This is a genomic window from Citrobacter sp. CK185 (assembly GCF_030333565.1).
Taxonomy (GTDB): domain Bacteria; phylum Pseudomonadota; class Gammaproteobacteria; order Enterobacterales; family Enterobacteriaceae; genus Citrobacter_B; species Citrobacter_B koseri.
The window spans coordinates 26,116-44,046 of sequence record NZ_JAOWFR010000001.1 but is presented as its reverse complement, the minus strand read 5'-3'; the positions used below and the strand labels follow the sequence as shown (position 1 = coordinate 44,046).

Annotated in this window: 16 protein-coding genes; 10 read left to right on the top strand and 6 right to left on the bottom strand. The window is 53.6% G+C overall.

Going from position 1 to position 17,931, the window contains the following annotated elements; all coding sequences use genetic code 11:
• Positions 1-33 precede the first annotated feature (33 nt).
• Positions 34-834: a vitamin B12 ABC transporter substrate-binding protein BtuF gene (gene btuF, locus OGV79_RS00205; protein WP_012133999.1), complete on the bottom strand. Its 801-nt coding sequence runs from the start codon at positions 832-834 to the stop codon at positions 34-36.
• Entirely contained in the window at positions 827-1,525 is a 699-nt protein-coding gene (gene mtnN / locus OGV79_RS00200) for a 5'-methylthioadenosine/S-adenosylhomocysteine nucleosidase (RefSeq protein WP_012133998.1), read from the bottom strand. Before mtnN ends, btuF begins: the two co-directional genes overlap by 8 nt.
• A gap of 83 nt (positions 1,526-1,608) precedes the next feature.
• On the opposite strand from mtnN, the gene dgt reads away from it, so the two are divergent.
• From dgt to cdaR, 3 genes are all read left to right on the top strand, one after another.
• A complete protein-coding gene (dgt, locus tag OGV79_RS00195) occupies positions 1,609-3,123 on the top strand; it encodes a dGTPase (RefSeq protein WP_012133997.1) in 1,515 nt (504 codons plus the stop codon).
• A gap of 132 nt (positions 3,124-3,255) precedes the next feature.
• Complete coding sequence (gene degP / locus OGV79_RS00190; protein WP_012133996.1) at positions 3,256-4,677, top strand: serine endoprotease DegP; 1,422 nt, start codon at positions 3,256-3,258, stop codon at positions 4,675-4,677.
• A 158-nt stretch (positions 4,678-4,835) separates the two neighbouring features.
• Positions 4,836-5,993 (top strand): DNA-binding transcriptional regulator CdaR, encoded by a 1,158-nt coding sequence (cdaR, locus tag OGV79_RS00185; RefSeq protein ID WP_049011619.1) that lies wholly within the window; start codon positions 4,836-4,838, stop codon positions 5,991-5,993.
• A gap of 90 nt (positions 5,994-6,083) precedes the next feature.
• Here the strand turns inward: cdaR and OGV79_RS00180 are convergent, their stop codons facing one another.
• The 4 genes from OGV79_RS00180 to map all read right to left on the bottom strand — a co-directional run bounded on the left by OGV79_RS00180 (position 6,084) and on the right by map (position 11,008).
• Complete coding sequence (locus tag OGV79_RS00180; RefSeq protein WP_024130689.1) at positions 6,084-6,470, bottom strand: DUF3461 family protein; 387 nt, start codon at positions 6,468-6,470, stop codon at positions 6,084-6,086.
• Between the two features lie 109 nt (positions 6,471-6,579).
• Positions 6,580-7,404 (bottom strand): 2,3,4,5-tetrahydropyridine-2,6-dicarboxylate N-succinyltransferase, encoded by an 825-nt coding sequence (gene dapD, locus OGV79_RS00175; protein WP_012133993.1) that lies wholly within the window; start codon positions 7,402-7,404, stop codon positions 6,580-6,582.
• Between the two features lie 30 nt (positions 7,405-7,434).
• Positions 7,435-10,107 carry a bifunctional uridylyltransferase/uridylyl-removing protein GlnD gene (glnD, locus tag OGV79_RS00170; RefSeq protein WP_047458818.1) on the bottom strand — a complete coding sequence of 891 codons (2,673 nt, stop codon included), beginning with the start codon at positions 10,105-10,107 and terminating at the stop codon, positions 7,435-7,437.
• Positions 10,108-10,213: 106 nt separating this feature from the next.
• Positions 10,214-11,008, bottom strand: a complete 795-nt coding sequence (map, locus tag OGV79_RS00165; RefSeq protein ID WP_012133991.1) for a type I methionyl aminopeptidase — start codon at positions 11,006-11,008, stop codon at positions 10,214-10,216.
• 324 nt (positions 11,009-11,332) lie between these two features.
• Between map and rpsB the strand changes: the two genes are divergently transcribed.
• From rpsB to cdsA, 7 genes are all read left to right on the top strand, one after another.
• Positions 11,333-12,058: a 30S ribosomal protein S2 gene (gene rpsB, locus OGV79_RS00160; RefSeq protein ID WP_012133990.1), complete on the top strand. Its 726-nt coding sequence runs from the start codon at positions 11,333-11,335 to the stop codon at positions 12,056-12,058.
• Positions 12,059-12,192: 134 nt separating this feature from the next.
• Positions 12,193-13,044 carry a translation elongation factor Ts gene (gene tsf / locus OGV79_RS00155; RefSeq protein WP_024130688.1) on the top strand — a complete coding sequence of 284 codons (852 nt, stop codon included), beginning with the start codon at positions 12,193-12,195 and terminating at the stop codon, positions 13,042-13,044.
• A gap of 147 nt (positions 13,045-13,191) precedes the next feature.
• Positions 13,192-13,917 (top strand): UMP kinase, encoded by a 726-nt coding sequence (pyrH, locus tag OGV79_RS00150; RefSeq protein WP_012133987.1) that lies wholly within the window; start codon positions 13,192-13,194, stop codon positions 13,915-13,917.
• Between the two features lie 272 nt (positions 13,918-14,189).
• On the top strand, positions 14,190-14,747 hold the full coding sequence (gene frr / locus OGV79_RS00145; RefSeq protein WP_024130687.1) for a ribosome recycling factor: 558 nt from the start codon (positions 14,190-14,192) through the stop codon (positions 14,745-14,747).
• Positions 14,748-14,842: 95 nt separating this feature from the next.
• Positions 14,843-16,039 carry a 1-deoxy-D-xylulose-5-phosphate reductoisomerase gene (gene ispC, locus OGV79_RS00140; RefSeq protein WP_012133985.1) on the top strand — a complete coding sequence of 399 codons (1,197 nt, stop codon included), beginning with the start codon at positions 14,843-14,845 and terminating at the stop codon, positions 16,037-16,039.
• 255 nt (positions 16,040-16,294) lie between these two features.
• Positions 16,295-17,053, top strand: a complete 759-nt coding sequence (gene ispU / locus OGV79_RS00135) for a (2E,6E)-farnesyl-diphosphate-specific ditrans,polycis-undecaprenyl-diphosphate synthase (RefSeq protein WP_024130686.1) — start codon at positions 16,295-16,297, stop codon at positions 17,051-17,053.
• A gap of 12 nt (positions 17,054-17,065) precedes the next feature.
• Positions 17,066-17,923, top strand: a complete 858-nt coding sequence (cdsA, locus tag OGV79_RS00130) for a phosphatidate cytidylyltransferase (protein WP_012133982.1) — start codon at positions 17,066-17,068, stop codon at positions 17,921-17,923.
• The last annotated feature ends 8 nt before the right edge of the window (positions 17,924-17,931 follow it).

Genomic DNA, 17,931 nt, shown 5'->3' with positions numbered 1-17,931 from the left:
CGAATCCCCACTGAGAACCTGACTGCGCAGGTTCTATTCTACTTGTGAAAGCGCATTACAGAGTTGTTTTGCGGCGAGGATGATACGCGGGCTCGCGCGTTCAAACCAGTCACCATTCAGCGGTATAACCGGGATTTTTAGCTGGTTTTGCCAGTATTGTTCGATTTTAGGAATTTCGCCCGCATCGCCGGTAACGACAATCGCCTGCGGATGTCGGGCCAGCACCTGCTCGCGGCTGACCTGCGGCCAGGGGACGCGACTGCCCGCAAAAATATTTTCTCCGCCGCAGACCTCAAGAACCTGGTGCTGGATGGAGCCTTTTCCGCTGGTGAATAACGGATTCGCGCCAAACTGGAGAAAAACGCGTTTTTTCGGTTTATCAGCGTACTGCGACTTTAGCGCAGCATACTCGTCCAGCAGCGTTTGCGCCGCGCGTCTGGCTTTTTCTGGCTCAGGACTCCATGCGGCAAGCTGGCGCAGTGCGTCGGCGACCTGCTCAATGGTTACGGCATCCACCCACATGATTTTAATGCCCAGGGACGCCAGCTGGTTAACCTGCCGTTCAGCATTGCCCCCTCGCCAGGCGATGACCAGGTCGGGTTTGAGCGCCACAATACGTTCCAGATTCATCCCTTGCCAGGTGGAGACTTCTTCGATGTTTTTCGCTTGCGGGGGATAGTCGGAATAACTGCTGACGCCAACGGGCGTGATCCCTGCGGCAAAGGCAAGTTCGGTGTTGGAAGGGGAGAGGGAAACGACGCGCGGTGCGGCGCAAAGCCACAGCGGAAGGGCTAAAAGCAGGGCGGCCAGCGCCCTGGAGAATAATTTAGCCATGCGCCAGTTTCTGCACCAGCGTTTCAACCATCAGGCTGGACTGCTTCGCGGCTACGGCCAGGAATTCGTCAAAGCTGAGGTGGGATTGCTGATCGGCCACATCAGAGATGGCGCGAACCACCACGAAAGGCACGTTGAAGTTATGGCAGACATGCGCGATCGCGGTTGCTTCCATTTCCACGGCAATCGCCTGCGGGAAATTGTGGCGGATTTTCGCCAGGCCCACGGAACCGTTAATAAAAGCGTCGCCGCTGACGATCAGTCCGCGAACCGCATTCAGGTTGAGTTTTGCGATGCAGGATTCCGCCGCCGCGATCAGCGCGTCGTCGGCTTTAAAACCTGCCGGGCAGCCAGGGAGCTGACCAAATTCATAACCAAACGCGGTAACGTCGGCATCGTGATAACGCGCTTCATCGGAAACGACGATATCGCCGACTGTCAGCGTCGGGGCCAGACCGCCAGCGGAACCGGTATTAATAATGACATCCGGCTTGCAACGTTCCAGCAGCAACGTTGCGCCCAGCGCCGCCGCGACTTTACCGATGCCGGATTTCAGCAGCGCAATCTCGGTCCCGTTCAGTTGGCCGGTGTAAATTTCACAACCGCCCAGGGTGATCGTCTGACGGTTTTCGATTTTGTCACGCAGCAGCGTAACTTCTTCTTCCATTGCACCAATGATGCCGATTTTCATAGATTTACTCGCGATAAGCCAGATTTGAGGGCATAGTCTATCATGCGCTTAAGGGGAAGCGCATTTCTCAGGCGGGAGAGGACATGGCACAGATCGATTTCCGAAATAAAATTAACTGGCATCGTCGTTATCGTTCACCGCAGGGTGTGAAGACCGAACATGAGATCCTGCGGATCTTTGAAAGCGATCGTGGACGCATCATCAATTCCCCGGCGATCCGTCGGCTTCAGCAAAAAACGCAGGTCTTTCCACTGGAACGTAACGCCGCCGTTCGGACGCGGTTGACGCATTCTATGGAGGTGCAGCAGGTCGGGCGTTATATCGCGAAAGAGATCCTGAGCCGGTTAAAAGAGTTAAAGCTGCTGGAACAATACGGTCTGGATGAACTGACCGGCCCCTTTGAGAGCATTGTGGAAATGTCCTGCCTGATGCATGACATTGGCAATCCGCCGTTTGGTCATTTCGGCGAGGCGGCGATCAATGACTGGTTTCGCCAGCGCCTGCATCCGGCGGATGCGGAAAGCCAGCCGCTTAGCGACGATCGCTGCGCGGTGGCGGCGCTGCGTCTGCGTGAAGGCGAGGAGTCTTTGAATGACATTCGTCGCAAGGTGCGCCAGGATTTATGTCATTTCGAGGGCAACGCGCAGGGCATCCGCCTGGTGCATACATTAATGCGCATGAATCTGACCTGGGCGCAGGTGGGCGGCATTTTAAAATACACTCGCCCGGCATGGTGGCGAGGAGAAACGCCCGCGACGCACCGTTATTTAATGAAGAAGCCGGGGTATTATCTCTCTGAAGCGCCGTATATTGAGAGGTTACGTAAAGAACTTGCGTTAGCGCCTTACAGCCGCTTCCCATTAACATGGATTATGGAGGCCGCCGATGATATCTCTTATTGCGTGGCCGATCTGGAAGATGCCGTCGAGAAAAGAATCTTCAGCGTTGAGCAGTTATATCACCATCTTTACGAAGCATGGGGCCACCATGAAAAAGGGTCGCTGTTTACTCAGGTTGTTGAGAATGCCTGGGAAAAATCTCGCTCAAATTCGCTAAGTCGCAGTACGGAAGATCAGTTCTTTATGTATTTGCGCGTGAATACGCTAAATAAACTGGTGCCCTACGCCGCTCAGCGTTTTATTGATAACCTGCCGCAAATCTTTGACGGCAGTTTCAATCATGCGCTGCTGGAAGACGCCAGCAGCTTCAGCCAGTTGCTTGAGTTATATAAAAATGTGGCGATAAAACATGTGTTTAGCCACCCGGATGTTGAACAACTGGAATTACAGGGCTATCGCGTCATCAGCGGGTTATTAGAAATTTACCAACCGTTATTACGTATGTCCCTGGTCGATTTCAGGGAACTGGTTGAAAAAGAGCGGGTGAAGCGTTTTCCAATAGAATCTCGTTTATTCCAGAAGCTCTCTACGCGCCATCGCCTGGCTTACGTGGAGGCCGTCAGTAAATTATCGCCGGAGGCGCCGGAGTACCCCACGCTGGAATATTATTATCGCTGCCGTTTGATCCAGGATTATATCAGCGGGATGACGGATCTGTACGCCTGGGATGAATACCGGCGTCTGATGGCGGTTGAATAATAAATACGCTTTTGTAAAGATGGACAATAAATTTTTACTTTTTCCAGAAACTTTATTCTGGAACTTCGCGCTATAAAACGAATCTGACGTACACAGCAATTTTGCGTTATCTGTTAATCGAGATTGAAACACATGAAAAAAACCACATTAGCAATGAGTGCACTGGCTCTGAGTTTAGGTTTGGCGCTGTCTCCCCTGTCTGCAACGGCGGCTGAGACGGCGTCTTCGGCAACGACTGCCCAGCAGATGCCAAGTCTGGCACCGATGCTCGAAAAAGTGATGCCATCGGTGGTGAGTATCAACGTGGAAGGTAGCACAACCGTCAACACGCCGCGCATGCCGCGTAATTTCCAGCAGTTCTTTGGCGATGATTCGCCATTCTGCCAGGACGGTTCGCCGTTCCAGAGTTCTCCGTTCTGCCAGGGCGGGGGTCAGGGCGGCGGTCAGCAACAGAAATTTATGGCGCTGGGCTCCGGCGTCATTATTGATGCCGCAAAAGGTTATGTCGTCACCAACAACCATGTGGTGGATAACGCGACGGTCATCAAAGTTCAGCTGAGTGATGGCCGTAAATTTGACGCTAAGGTCGTCGGTAAAGATCCGCGCTCTGATATCGCGCTGGTTCAAATTCAGGACCCGAAAAATCTGACGGCCATTAAGCTGGCGGATTCCGACGCGCTGCGCGTGGGGGATTATACCGTCGCTATCGGCAACCCGTTTGGTCTGGGCGAAACGGTGACTTCCGGTATCGTCTCCGCACTGGGTCGTAGCGGTCTGAACGCGGAAAACTACGAAAACTTTATCCAGACGGATGCCGCCATCAACCGTGGTAACTCCGGTGGCGCGCTGGTGAACCTGAACGGCGAACTGATCGGGATTAACACCGCGATTCTTGCGCCGGACGGCGGCAACATCGGTATTGGTTTTGCTATCCCCAGCAACATGGTGAAAAACCTGACCTCCCAGATGGTGGAGTATGGCCAGGTTAAACGCGGTGAGCTGGGTATCATGGGGACGGAGCTAAACTCGGAACTGGCGAAGGCGATGAAAGTCGATGCCCAGCGCGGCGCGTTTGTCAGCCAGGTGATGGCGAACTCTTCTGCGGCGAAAGCCGGTATTAAAGCCGGGGATGTGATCACGTCCCTGAATGGTAAGCCGATCAGCAGCTTTGCCGCGCTGCGCGCCCAGGTGGGTACGATGCCGGTAGGCAGCAAAATCAGCCTTGGTCTGCTGCGTGATGGCAAGCCGGTGACCGTCAACCTGGAACTGCAACAGAGCAGCCAGAATCAGGTTGACTCCAGCTCCATCTTCAATGGTATTGAAGGCGCGGAAATGAGCAACAAAGGCCAGGATAAAGGTGTTGTCGTCAGCAACGTGAAGCCGAATACGCCGGCTGCGCAGATTGGCCTGAAGAAAGGGGATGTGATTGTGGGAGCCAACCAGCAGGCGATTAAGAACATCGCTGAGCTGCGTAAAATCCTCGACAGCAAACCTTCTGTTCTGGCGCTGAATATTCAGCGCGGCGATAGCACCATCTATCTGCTGATGCAGTAATTTCCTCTCTTGCCCTTTTCCTGTCCGGGAAAAGGGCATTTCTCACATTCTGTGAGGCCTCCCACAACTCCATACTTCTCTGCTTTAGTTTGTGCAGATGCACAATGATGCAGGTTAGCATCTTCCCTATGCTTGAGCTCTGCTCACAGGAGGGGATTATGGCTGGCTGGCATCTTGATACCAAAATGGCACAGGATATTGTGGCGCGCACAATGCGCATCATCGATACCAATATCAACGTAATGGATGCCCGTGGGCGTATTATCGGTAGCGGCGATCGGGAGCGCATTGGTGAATTGCACGAAGGCGCGCTGTTGGTGCTGTCGCAGGGGCGCGTGGTCGATATTGATGATGCGGTGGCGCGGCATCTCCACGGCGTGCGCCAGGGGATCAACCTGCCGTTGCGCCTGGAAGGGGAGATCGTCGGCGTTATTGGTTTAACCGGTGAGCCACAACACCTGCGAAAATACGGTGAGCTGGTCTGTATGACGGCCGAAATGATGCTGGAGCAGTCGCGGCTGATGCATCTGCTGGCCCAGGACAGCCGTCTGCGTGAAGAACTGGTGATGAACCTGATTCAGGCCGAGGAAAATACGCCAGCGTTGACGGAGTGGGCGCAGCGGCTGGGTATCGACCTGAACCAACCGCGTGTGGCTGCCGTGGTCGAAGTGGACAGCGGGCAGCTTGGCGTTGACAGCGCGATGGAGGAGTTGCAGCAGCTGCAAAATGCGTTAACGACGCCTGAACGCAACAATTTGATTGCTATCGTTTCTTTGACGGAAATGGTTGTGCTGAAACCGGCGCTGAATCAGTTTGGGCGCTGGGATGCGGACGATCATCGCAAGCGTATTGAGCAGTTGATTGCCCGGATGAAAGAGAACGGGCAATTGCGCTTTCGGGTCGCACTGGGGAACTATTTTACCGGCCCGGGCAGTATCGCCCGCTCCTGGCGCACTGCGCGTACCACCATGATGGTGGGCAAGCAGCGTATGCCGGAGCAACGCAGCTACTTTTACCAGGATTTGATGCTGCCAGTGCTGCTGGACAGCCTGCGTGGTGGCTGGCAGGCCAATGAGCTGGCGCGCCCGCTCTCAAAGCTGAAGGCGATGGATAATAACGGGCTGTTACGCCGGACGCTGGCCGCGTGGTTTCGCCATAACGTGCAGCCGCTGGCAACGTCGAAGGCGCTCTTTATTCACCGTAATACGCTGGAATACCGTCTGAACCGCATCTCTGAGTTGACGGGGCTGGATTTGGGCAATTTTGACGATCGGCTGTTGCTGTATGTCGCGTTGCAACTGGACGAGCAGCATTGATTGCCTGATGGCGCGACGCTTATCAGGCCTACCGGGAGTTACCTGTAGGCCGGATAAGGCGTAACACGCCGCCATCCGGCAACACACAGCTTACTTACGCGTTAGTTTTTCCAGATCCGCTTCGATTTCGTTGATCTTGTTGGCGACTACGCTTTCCAGATGACGTAAATCATCCAGGATCTTACGTTTGAGATCGACTTCCGTGCGATCGCGCTGGCAGATCTGATCCAGTTCATCGATCACATAGCGCAGGTTAGGACTGATCTCCTGCACCTCTTTGTAACCTTGTCCGATACCATCGGCGACGACGGTTTTACGCTGGCGGGGATATTTGAACTTTACGCTTTTGGCAAAGAACTCGCCTCTATCCTTCTGGAAATAGATTTTCAGGATATCGTTGTTGGCTTCTTGCCGCAGGCTGTAACGATCGATTTCTTCAGGATTGGTAATGCCCAGACTTTTCAGATTGTCATACATAGCGGTACCCTTCATCTCAACATAACCTATGAATAATTAACGAAAAGTTCTCTTTCCGCCAGCCACAGATGTAAAAAAAGCGGGCTCAGCCCGCTTTTTCAAATCATTGTTAGTCGATGGTACGTAACAGCTCGTTGATCCCGACTTTGCCGCGCGTCTTCGCGTCAACTTTTTTCACGATGACCGCACAGTACAGGCTGTATTTGCCGTCTTTCGACGGCAGGTTGCCGGAAACCACAACGGAGCCTGCCGGTACGCGGCCATAATGGATTTCGCCCGTTTCGCGATCGTAAATACGGGTGCTTTGACCGATGTACACGCCCATAGAGATCACGGAACCTTCCTCAACGATCACCCCTTCAACCACTTCAGAACGCGCGCCGATGAAGCAGTTATCTTCGATGATTGTCGGGTTTGCCTGTAGCGGTTCCAGTACGCCGCCAATGCCGACGCCGCCGGACAGGTGTACGTTTTTACCAATCTGCGCGCAGGAACCTACGGTCGCCCAGGTATCTACCATCGTGCCTTCATCAACGAATGCGCCGATGTTTACGTAGGATGGCATCAGCACAGTGTTGCGTGCGATAAACGCGCCCTGACGCACAGCGGCAGGCGGCACTACGCGGAAGCCTTCTTTCTGGAAGCGCGCTTCGTCATAGTCGGCGAATTTCATCGGTACTTTATCGAAGTAGCGGCTTTCCGCACCGTCGATAACCTGGTTATCGTTAATACGGAAAGAGAGCAGAACCGCTTTCTTCAGCCACTGGTGAGTCACCCACTGGCCATCAATCTTTTCTGCCACACGCAGCGCACCGGAATCCAGCAGAGAAATGACCTGGTTAACCGCTTCGCGGGTCACGGTATCTACATTCGCCGGAGTGATGTCGGCACGGCGCTCGAAAGCGGACTCAATAACGTTCTGTAACTGCTGCATTGTTAAACTCTTTCCATATGAATAAACACACTACCCTTTATCGTTTGGATTGAGGGCCGCTGTCAACCGTTGATGCACTTCCTGCTGTAGCTCATTATTAAGGGCACGCCGGTCGGCTGTCGCGATTATGAATAAATCTTCTACTCGCTCGCCAATGGTTGTAATTCGGGCGCCATGAAGCGAAATTCCCAGATCGGCAAAAATTTGCCCGACCCGCGCCAGCAGGCCCGGCTGATCGAGAGCGATAAGTTCAAGGAACGATTTTCTGTCGGTGTGAGTAGGCAGAAAAGTGACCTCGGTATCGACGGTAAAGTGGCGCAGTTTGGCCGGCTGGCGACGCGGCTGCGGAGGCTGCCAGCTGCTCTGGGTAATTGCCTGCTCCAGTCCAAAACGGATGGCTTCGTGACGGTCGGCGGAGAGAGGGCTGCCGTCCGGCTCCAGCACAATAAAGGTATCCATCGCCATGCCGTCGCGGGTGGTGAAGATTTGCGCGTCATGAACGCTCAGATTGCGCCTGTCCAGCTCTGCGCAAACGGCGGCAAACAGATAAGGGCGATCAGGACTCCAGATGAAGATCTCCGTTCCGCCGCGCGTGGCCTGCGGGCTGACCAGAATCAGCGGTCGGGTCAGATCGTGCTGTAACAGATGACGCGCATGCCAGGCCAGCTGATTCGGACTATGGCGCACGAAATAGTTAGCGCGGCAGCGTGTCCAGATTTGATGCAGCGCCTCTTCGTTTATATTGTCCATTCGCAGCAGCGCCAGCGCCTGAAGCTGATGATGGCGCACGCGTTCGCGCATATCCGGCGTGTTTTGCATGCCGCGACGTAGCTGTTTTTCGGTGGCGAAGTACAGTTCGCGCAACAGACTTTGCTTCCAGCTGTTCCACAGCGTTTCGTTAGTGGCGCAAATGTCAGCGACCGTCAGGCATACCAGGAAGCGCAGACGGTGTTCCGTTTGCACCTCTTCGGCGAACTGTTTGATGACCTCTGGGTCCTGGATATCGCGCCGCTGGGCGGTAACCGACATCAGCAGGTGCTGGCGTACCAGCCAGGCGACCAGTTGCGTTTCGCGTGAGTTCAGGCCGTGCAGTTCGGCAAATTTGAGCACGTCCTGCGCGCCCAGTACCGAGTGGTCGCCGCCGCGCCCTTTGGCGATATCATGGAACAGCGCCGCGATCAGGATCAGTTCCGGTTGCCGCAGGCGCGGCCAGAGATCGACGCACAGCGGATGGCGCTGGCGGGTCTCTTCTTTGGCGAAACTTTCCAGCTTCAGCATCACGCGAATGGTGTGCTCATCCACCGTGTAGGCATGGAACAGGTCGAACTGCATTTGGCCGACGATATGCGACCATTGCGGCATGTAAGCCCAAAGCACGCTGTGGCGATGCATTGGCAGCAAACCGCGGCTGACGGCACCCGGATGACGCAGCATACTGAGAAACAGAGAGCGCGCTTCCGGGATGTAGCACAGCGGCTGGGTCAGGTGGCGGCGGGCATGGCGCAGATGGCGCAGCGTGGTGGAATAGATGCCAGTGATGGTGCTATTACGCACCATCGTATAAAACATCCGCAGGATCGCTTCCGGTGAACGGATAAACAGATCGTCATCGCGCAGGTCGATCAGCGTGCCGCGCAGTTGAAACTCGTCATCAATCGGGCGCGGTTTTTCATCGGCGGGCAGGGCGAGGATCGCTTCATCAAACAGTTGCAATAGCATCTGGTTCAGTTCGCTGACCCGACGCGTGACCCGGAAATAGTCTTTCATCATGTGTTCAACCGGCTCGTTGCCTTCGCCAGTGTAGTTGAGCCGCTGGGCAACGCTGAGCTGCCTGTCGAACAGCAGGCGGTTGTCGTAACGGCTGACCACCAGGTGCAGCGCGAAGCGAATGCGCCACAAAATATGCAGGCACTCGTTTAGCTCGGCGCGTTCTGCCTGGGTTAAGAAGCCGAAGCCGACCATCTCATTGAGAGACGTTGCGCCGAAGTGGCGGCGGGCCACCCATTGCAGGGTGTGGATATCACGCAGGCCGCCGGGGCTGCTTTTAATATCGGGTTCAAGGTTATAGCTGGTGCCGTGATAGCGCTGGTGGCGCTGGTTTTGTTCTTCGACTTTGGCGGCGAAAAATTTCTCCGACGGCCAGAAGCCTTCACTGAAAATATGCTTTTGCAGCTCCAGAAAAAGCGCCACGTCGCCGATCAGCAGACGTGTTTCAATCAGATTGGTGGCGACGGTTAAGTCCGACAGCCCTTCCAGCAGACACTCTTCCAGTGTGCGCACGCTATGCCCGACTTCCAGCTTCACATCCCACAGTAAGGTCAGCAGTTCCCCGACCTTTTGCGCCTGAGCGTCGGGCAGCTTTTTACGGCTCAGGATGAGCAGGTCAATGTCGGAAAGCGGATGCAGCTCGCCCCGGCCATAGCCGCCGACGGCCACCAGGGCCAGATCGGCAATTTGCCCGAATCCGGCGTCGATCCACAGTCGTTGCAGCAGCTGGTCGATAAATTCGGTGCGGGCTTCAATCAATTGCTCTGCGGAAATCCCGCTGTCAAAAGCGTCTCCCAGCCACTGCTGGAAAATATCAATGTGGGCTTTAATTCCGCTGACGGTAAGCTCGTCACGCGACCAGGCTCCCGGATTTTGCGGTTGGCCGGGTAGGGTGGGGAGAGCCGTATTCGCGTGCTGTTCAGGAAGAGTATTCATTATGCGCCACCCATTAAAAAGCCGGATGCGGCGTTAACGCCTTATCCGGCCTACGGGTAAACGCTGATTGTAGGCCTGATAAGCGGTAGCGCCATCAGGCAAAAGTTTATGCGTCGTGCGTGATAATCGCCGGGATGGTGTCATCCTTGCGTAACGTCAGAATTTCACAGCCGTTTTCGGTTACCACAATAGTATGCTCGTACTGTGCAGACAAGCTTCTGTCTTTGGTTTTTACCGTCCAGCCGTCTTTCATGGTGCGGATGCGGTAATCACCGGCGTTCAGCATCGGTTCAACGGTGAATGTCATTCCCGGTTGCAGTACCACGCCGCCGTCGTCCGCATCGTAGTGCAGAACCTGCGGTTCTTCATGGAAGCCGCGACCAATACCGTGACCGCAATATTCGCGAACGACAGAGAAACCTTCGCCTTCCGCGTATTTCTGAATGGCCGCGCCCAGCGTGCGCAGACGGATGCCCGGTTTGACCATTCGCAGCGCCAGATACAGGCTTTCCTGGGTTACACGGCACAGGCGCTCGCCCAGAATCGTCGGTTTGCCGACGATAAACATTTTCGACGTATCGCCGTGGTATTCATCTTTAATTACGGTTACGTCGATATTGACGATATCGCCGTCTTTCAGCAATTTGCCGTCGTCCGGGATACCGTGGCACACCACTTCATTAATGGAGATACAAACGGATTTCGGATAACCGTGGTAGCCGAGGCAAGCGGAGATCGCGTGTTGTTCATTGACGATGTAGTCGTTGCAGATGCGATCCAGTTCCCCGGTGCTGACGCCCGGTTTGATATACGGTTCGATCATCTCCAGCACTTCAGCGGCCAGGCGGCCAGCGACGCGCATTTTTTCGATTTCTTCAGGGGTCTTGATTGAGATAGCCATGAATTCTGTCCATCGGTGTCGATTATTTCGACAATAATTGTGTAAGTGCTGTCAATGGTATCAGTCCAAAGCGTAGCCTGCCAAATTGAGAATCATTAACAGCACATCGAGCCAACAATTATTGGTGTCTGCGGCGTATTTGTGGTATAAAGCGCGCCGGACTTCCGTTCCATTCGAAGACTACACAAGATGGACTGAAGCGACAAATCTCACTTTGTGTAACAACACACACGTATCGGCACATATTCCGGGGTGCCCTTTGGGGTCGGTAATATGGGATACGTGGAGGCATAACCCCAACTTTTATATATAGAGGTTTTAATCATGGCAACTGTTTCCATGCGCGACATGCTCAAGGCTGGTGTTCACTTCGGTCACCAGACCCGTTACTGGAACCCGAAAATGAAGCCGTTCATCTTCGGTGCGCGTAACAAAGTTCACATCATCAACCTTGAGAAAACGGTACCGATGTTCAACGAAGCGCTGGCTGAACTGAACAAGATTGCTTCTCGCAAAGGTAAAATCCTTTTCGTTGGTACTAAACGTGCTGCAAGCGAAGCGGTGAAAGACGCTGCTAACAGCTGCGACCAGTTCTTCGTGAACCATCGCTGGCTGGGCGGTATGCTGACTAACTGGAAAACCGTTCGTCAGTCCATCAAACGTCTGAAAGACCTGGAAACTCAGTCTCAGGACGGTACTTTCGAAAAGCTGACCAAAAAAGAAGCGCTGATGCGCACTCGTGAGCTTGAGAAACTGGAAAACAGCCTGGGCGGTATCAAAGACATGGGCGGCCTGCCGGACGCACTGTTCGTTATCGATGCTGACCACGAGCACATTGCTATCAAAGAAGCAAACAACCTGGGTATCCCGGTATTTGCTATCGTTGATACCAACTCTGATCCGGACGGTGTTGACTTCGTTATCCCGGGTAACGACGACGCAATCCGTGCTGTTAGCCTGTACCTGGGCGCTGTAGCTGCAACCGTTCGTGAAGGCCGTTCTCAGGATCTGGCTTCTCAGGCGGAAGAAAGCTTCGTAGAAGCTGAATAATAAGGCACGCTCGTTCGAGCCCCCTTATAAACCAGGTAGTATCACGTTTGGTTAGGGGCCCTTTAGGCCCCTTTTTCACTTTTAAATCTGTGCGGTTTGATGCCGGGCAGATCAAATCTTCCGAGGATTTTAGAATGGCTGAAATTACCGCATCCCTGGTAAAAGAGCTGCGTGAGCGTACTGGCGCAGGCATGATGGATTGCAAAAAAGCACTGACTGAAGCGAATGGCGACATCGAGCTGGCAATCGAAAACATGCGTAAATCCGGTGCGATCAAAGCAGCGAAAAAAGCAGGCAACGTTGCTGCTGACGGCGTGATCAAAACCAAAATCGACGGCAACTACGGCATCATTCTGGAAGTTAACTGCCAGACTGACTTCGTTGCTAAAGATGCTGGTTTCCAGGCATTTGCTGACAAAGTGCTGGACGCCGCTGTTGCTGGCAAAATCACTGACGTTGACGTGCTGAAAGCACAGTTCGAAGAAGAGCGCGTTGCTCTGGTGGCAAAAATCGGTGAAAACATCAACATTCGCCGTGTTGCTTCCCTGGAAGGCGACGTTCTGGGTTCTTACCAGCACGGTGCGCGCATCGGTGTTCTGGTTGCGGCTAAAGGCGCTGACGAAGAGCTGGTTAAACAGCTGGCAATGCACGTTGCTGCAAGCAAGCCTGAGTTCGTTAAGCCGGAAGACGTGTCTGCTGAAGTGGTAGAGAAAGAATACCAGGTACAGCTGGATATCGCGATGCAGTCTGGTAAGCCGAAAGAAATCGCAGAGAAAATGGTTGAAGGCCGCATGAAGAAATTCACCGGCGAAGTTTCTCTGACCGGTCAGCCTTTCGTTATGGAACCGAGCAAATCTGTTGGTCAACTGCTGAAAGAGCACAACGCCGACGTAACTGGCTTCATCCGCTTTGAAGTGGGCGAAGGCATCGAGAAAGTTGAGACTGACTTTGCAGCAGAAGTTGCTGCGATGTCCAAGCAGTCTTAATTGTCGAAAAGGAGCCGCCTGAGGGCGGCTTCTTTTTGCGTCCATCTTGTAAATTCAGCCAACCCCTATAGTGGCTGCGCTGAAAAGCGACATACAATGTCGCCGGAATTAACTCATCTCAATCGTTGACAGTCTCAGGAAAGAAACATGGCTACCAATGCAAAACCCGTCTATAAACGTATTCTGCTTAAATTGAGTGGCGAAGCTTTGCAGGGTTCGGAAGGCTTCGGTATTGATGCAAGCATACTGGATCGTATGGCTCAGGAAATCAAAGAACTGGTGGAACTGGGCATTCAGGTTGGTGTGGTGATTGGTGGCGGTAACCTGTTCCGTGGTGCTGGTCTGGCGAAAGCGGGTATGAACCGCGTTGTGGGCGACCACATGGGCATGCTGGCCACCGTGATGAACGGTCTGGCGATGCGCGATGCGCTCCACCGCGCCTATGTGAACGCCCGCCTGATGTCCGCTATTCCGCTGAATGGCGTGTGTGACAACTACAGCTGGGCAGAAGCCATTAGTCTGCTGCGTAATAACCGTGTGGTTATCCTGTCTGCGGGCACCGGCAACCCCTTCTTCACCACCGACTCTGCGGCTTGCCTGCGCGGTATCGAAATTGAAGCGGATGTGGTGCTGAAAGCCACGAAAGTCGATGGCGTATTTACTGCGGACCCGGCCAAAGATCCGTCCGCCACGATGTATGAGCAACTCACCTACGGCGAAGTGCTGGATAAAGAGCTGAAAGTGATGGATCTGGCCGCGTTCACGCTGGCTCGTGACCACAAATTGCCAATTCGTGTCTTCAATATGAACAAGCCGGGCGCGCTGCGTCGCGTCGTGATGGGCGAAAAAGAAGGGACTTTAATCACGGAATAATTCCCGTGATGGCCAATTCCGGGTAAGATTCGCCTTTACCCGGCAGGATTTATATATCCTGTGGCATGAATTAAACGAGACTATACTGAGCATACTCTGTATACACGAAATCATTCATGCTGCATCACGGCGGCAAGAGCGTGAATCCCGAGGCGCGTACATCGGTACGTGACAGGGAAGAACGTTCGCAGCCAACGCAGAGGCAGCCTGAAGGATGAAGTGTATTGTGTGATTGTCTGGTCGACTGAGACTAGTTTTCAAGGATTCGTAACGTGATTAGCGATATCAGAAAAGATGCTGAAGTACGCATGGAAAAATGCGTTGAAGCGTTTAAAAACCAAATCAGCAAAATTCGCACGGGTCGTGCTTCTCCCAGCCTGCTGGATGGCATTGTCGTCGAATATTACGGCACGCCGACTCCGCTGCGTCAGCTGGCGAGCGTAACGGTAGAAGACTCCCGCACGCTGAAAATCAACGTGTTCGATCGCTCCATGAGCCCGGCGGTTGAGAAAGCGATTATGGCTTCTGACCTCGGCCTGAACCCGAGTTCTGCGGGTAGCGATATCCGTGTTCCGCTGCCGCCGCTGACTGAAGAACGTCGTAAAGACCTGACCAAAATCGTTCGTGGCGAAGCAGAGCAGGCGCGTGTTGCCGTGCGTAACGTACGCCGTGATGCGAACGACAAAGTAAAAGCGCTGCTGAAAGATAAAGAGATCAGCGAAGATGACGATCGCCGTTCTCAGGACGAAGTACAGAAACTGACTGACGCTGCCATCAAGAAAGTTGATGCGGCGCTGACGGAAAAAGAAGCGGAACTGATGCAGTTCTGATTTTCCTGTACGACTAAAACGCCGCTGGTTGACCCTGACGGGTCTTCCGGGCGGCGTTTTGCTTTCTATCCTGTCTCAATTCTTCTGGACGTTTCATGAAGCAACTAACCATTCTGGGCTCGACCGGCTCTATTGGTTGCAGCACGCTGGATGTGGTGCGCCATAATCCTGAAAGCTTCCGTGTTGTCGCGCTGGTTGCGGGTAAAAATGTCACCCGTATGGTAGAGCAGTGCCTGGAGTTTTCGCCGCGTTATGCGGTGATGGACGATGAACAGAGCGCTCAACGGCTGAAAACTGCGCTTCTGGAACATGGAAGCCGCACTGACGTCCTGAGCGGACAACAGGCCGCCTGCGATATGGCTGCGCTGGATGAGGTCGATCAGGTGATGGCGGCTATCGTGGGCGCGGCAGGTCTGCTGCCTACGCTTGCGGCGATTCGCGCCGGTAAAACCATCCTGCTTGCCAATAAAGAGTCGCTGATTACCTGCGGGCGTCTGTTTATGGACGAGGTGAAACGCAGTAAAGCCCGGCTTTTACCGGTAGATAGCGAACATAACGCGATTTTTCAGAGTATGCCCCAACCTATTCAAAACGATCTGGGATACGCTGAGCTGGAGCAAAATGGCGTGATGTCGATTTTGCTTACCGGGTCTGGTGGCCCTTTTCGTGAAACGCCATTGTGCGATCTGGCGGCCATGACGCCCGATCAGGCATGTCGTCATCCGAACTGGTCTATGGGACGAAAAATTTCCGTCGATTCCGCCACCATGATGAATAAAGGTCTGGAATACATTGAAGCGCGTTGGTTGTTTAACGCCAGCGCAAGCCAGATGGACGTGTTGATTCACCCGCAGTCGGTTATTCACTCAATGGTGCGTTATCAGGACGGCAGCGTTCTGGCGCAACTGGGGGAGCCGGATATGCGTACGCCAATCGCGCATACGATGGCGTGGCCGAATCGCGTGAACTCTGGCGTGAAGCCGCTCGATTTTTGCAAGCTCAGTGCGTTGACGTTCTCTGCGCCGGACTATCAGCGCTATCCGTGCCTGAAACTGGCGATGGACGCGTTTGAGCAAGGTCAGGCCGCGACAACCGCGCTGAATGCGGCGAATGAAATCACCGTCGCCGCATTTCTGGCTGAAGAGATTCGCTTTACAGATATTGCTGAGCTCAATTTATCTGTGCTGGAGAAAATGGATTTGCAGGAACCGGGAAGCGTTGACGACGTTCTCAGGGTTGATGCCGTCGCGCGTGACGTCGCCAGAAAACAGGTGATGCGACTCGCAAGCTGATGATAATCCCTCTACACAGGATCGTGCTATTTGTTAGCGTTGGGCTTCAGTGATATAGTCTGCGCCACCCGATCGCAGATATTTGGCTTTATGCGGTCAGGTAAGCCGTGGTTTGACACGGCTTTTTTGTGGATGCACAAAATCATTCAGGTTGCATCATTCATAGCCAACGAAGAGGCAGCCTGAAGGATGAAGCGCAAAAGGCTTCAGTATTCCTGAGTACCGTTAAATCCTTTCAGGGACTAAAAACGCGTTATGTTGTCTGCAACTCAACCATTAAGCGAAAATTTGCCAGCACATGGCTGTCGCCATGTAGCAATCATTATGGATGGCAATGGCCGCTGGGCGAAAAAGCAAGGGAAGATTCGCGCCTTTGGGCATAAGGCCGGAGCAAAATCCGTCCGTCGGGCCGTATCTTTCGCTGCCAACAACGGTATTGATGCGTTAACGCTGTATGCCTTTAGCAGTGAGAACTGGAACCGACCAGCGCAGGAAGTGAGTGCGTTAATGGAGCTGTTCGTGTGGGCGCTGGATAGCGAAGTAAAAAGCCTGCATCGCCATAACGTTCGCCTGCGCATTATTGGCGACACCAGTCGATTTAACTCGCGTTTGCAAGACCGTATTCGCAAGTCTGAAGCGCTTACCGCCCAGAATACCGGGCTGACGCTGAATATCGCGGCGAATTATGGCGGACGTTGGGATATTGTCCAGGGAGTCAGGCAACTGGCAGAACAGGTGCAGGAAGGACTGCTGCGCCCTGATCAGATTGACGAAGAGATGCTAAACCAGAAAATCTGTATGCATGAACTGGCTCCTGTAGATTTAGTAATTAGGACTGGGGGAGAGCATCGCATTAGTAACTTTTTGCTTTGGCAAATTGCCTATGCCGAACTTTACTTTACTGATGTTCTTTGGCCCGATTTCGATGAACAAGACTTTGAAGGGGCGCTGCATGCCTTTGCCAATCGAGAGCGTCGTTTCGGCGGCACCGAGCCCGGTGATGAAAAAGCCTGATGGGGGTCGCTTTTGCTGAAGTATCGCCTGATTTCTGCTTTTGTTTTAATACCCGTTGTCATCGCGGCGCTTTTTTTACTTCCGCCGGTGGGGTTCGCCATTGTCACGCTGGTCGTTTGTATGCTGGCCGCCTGGGAATGGGGACAGTTAAGCGGTTTTACCACGCGTACTCAGCGGGTCTGGCTGGCGGTGCTGTGCGGGTTATTGCTGGCGCTGATGCTGTTTTTGCTGCCTGAATATCACCGCAACATTCATCAACCGCTTGTTGAGGTTTCGCTTTGGGCGTCGTTGGGCTGGTGGGTCGTTGCATTATTACTGGTGTTATTTTATCCCGGTTCGGCGGCGATCTGGCGTAATTCAAAGACATTACGCGTAATTTTCGGGGTGTTAACCATCATTCCTTTTTTTTGGGGAATGCTGGCGCTGCGCGCCTGGCACTATGATGAGAATCATTACAGTGGCGCCATATGGCTGCTCTATGTCATGATCCTCGTCTGGGGGGCAGACTCCGGGGCATATATGTTTGGCAAACTGTTCGGCAAACATAAACTTGCGCCAAAGGTTTCTCCTGGTAAAACCTGGCAGGGCTTTATTGGCGGACTCGCGACTGCCGCCGTGATTTCATGGGGTTACGGCATGTGGGCGAATCTGGATGTTGCGCCTTCAACCTTACTGATTTGTTCTGTCATCGCGGCCCTGGCGTCAGTGCTGGGCGATCTGACTGAGAGCATGTTTAAGCGTGAAGCAGGAATTAAGGACAGTGGTCACTTGATCCCAGGGCATGGTGGTATTCTGGATCGTATTGATAGCCTGACGGCGGCAGTACCGGTCTTTGCTTGCCTGTTGTTACTGGTATTCAGGACACTCTAACGGAAGGT

Bases quoted from the DNA above. Each gene is read 5' to 3' on its own strand.
- dapD (WP_012133993.1), bottom strand. From the start codon at position 7,404: ATGCAGCAGTTACAGAACGTTATTGAGTCCGCTTTCGAGCGCCGTGCC.
- glnD (WP_047458818.1), bottom strand. From the start codon at position 10,107: ATGAATACTCTTCCTGAACAGCACGCGAATACGGCTCTCCCCACCCTA.
- ispC (WP_012133985.1), top strand. From the start codon at position 14,843: ATGAAGCAACTAACCATTCTGGGCTCGACCGGCTCTATTGGTTGCAGC.
- cdaR (WP_049011619.1), top strand. From the start codon at position 4,836: ATGGCTGGCTGGCATCTTGATACCAAAATGGCACAGGATATTGTGGCG.
- OGV79_RS00180 (WP_024130689.1), bottom strand. From the start codon at position 6,470: ATGTATGACAATCTGAAAAGTCTGGGCATTACCAATCCTGAAGAAATC.
- tsf (WP_024130688.1), top strand. From the start codon at position 12,193: ATGGCTGAAATTACCGCATCCCTGGTAAAAGAGCTGCGTGAGCGTACT.
- rpsB (WP_012133990.1), top strand. From the start codon at position 11,333: ATGGCAACTGTTTCCATGCGCGACATGCTCAAGGCTGGTGTTCACTTC.
- degP (WP_012133996.1), top strand. From the start codon at position 3,256: ATGAAAAAAACCACATTAGCAATGAGTGCACTGGCTCTGAGTTTAGGT.
- mtnN (WP_012133998.1), bottom strand. From the start codon at position 1,525: ATGAAAATCGGCATCATTGGTGCAATGGAAGAAGAAGTTACGCTGCTG.
- map (WP_012133991.1), bottom strand. From the start codon at position 11,008: ATGGCTATCTCAATCAAGACCCCTGAAGAAATCGAAAAAATGCGCGTC.
- ispU (WP_024130686.1), top strand. From the start codon at position 16,295: ATGTTGTCTGCAACTCAACCATTAAGCGAAAATTTGCCAGCACATGGC.
- dgt (WP_012133997.1), top strand. From the start codon at position 1,609: ATGGCACAGATCGATTTCCGAAATAAAATTAACTGGCATCGTCGTTAT.
- btuF (WP_012133999.1), bottom strand. From the start codon at position 834: ATGGCTAAATTATTCTCCAGGGCGCTGGCCGCCCTGCTTTTAGCCCTT.
- pyrH (WP_012133987.1), top strand. From the start codon at position 13,192: ATGGCTACCAATGCAAAACCCGTCTATAAACGTATTCTGCTTAAATTG.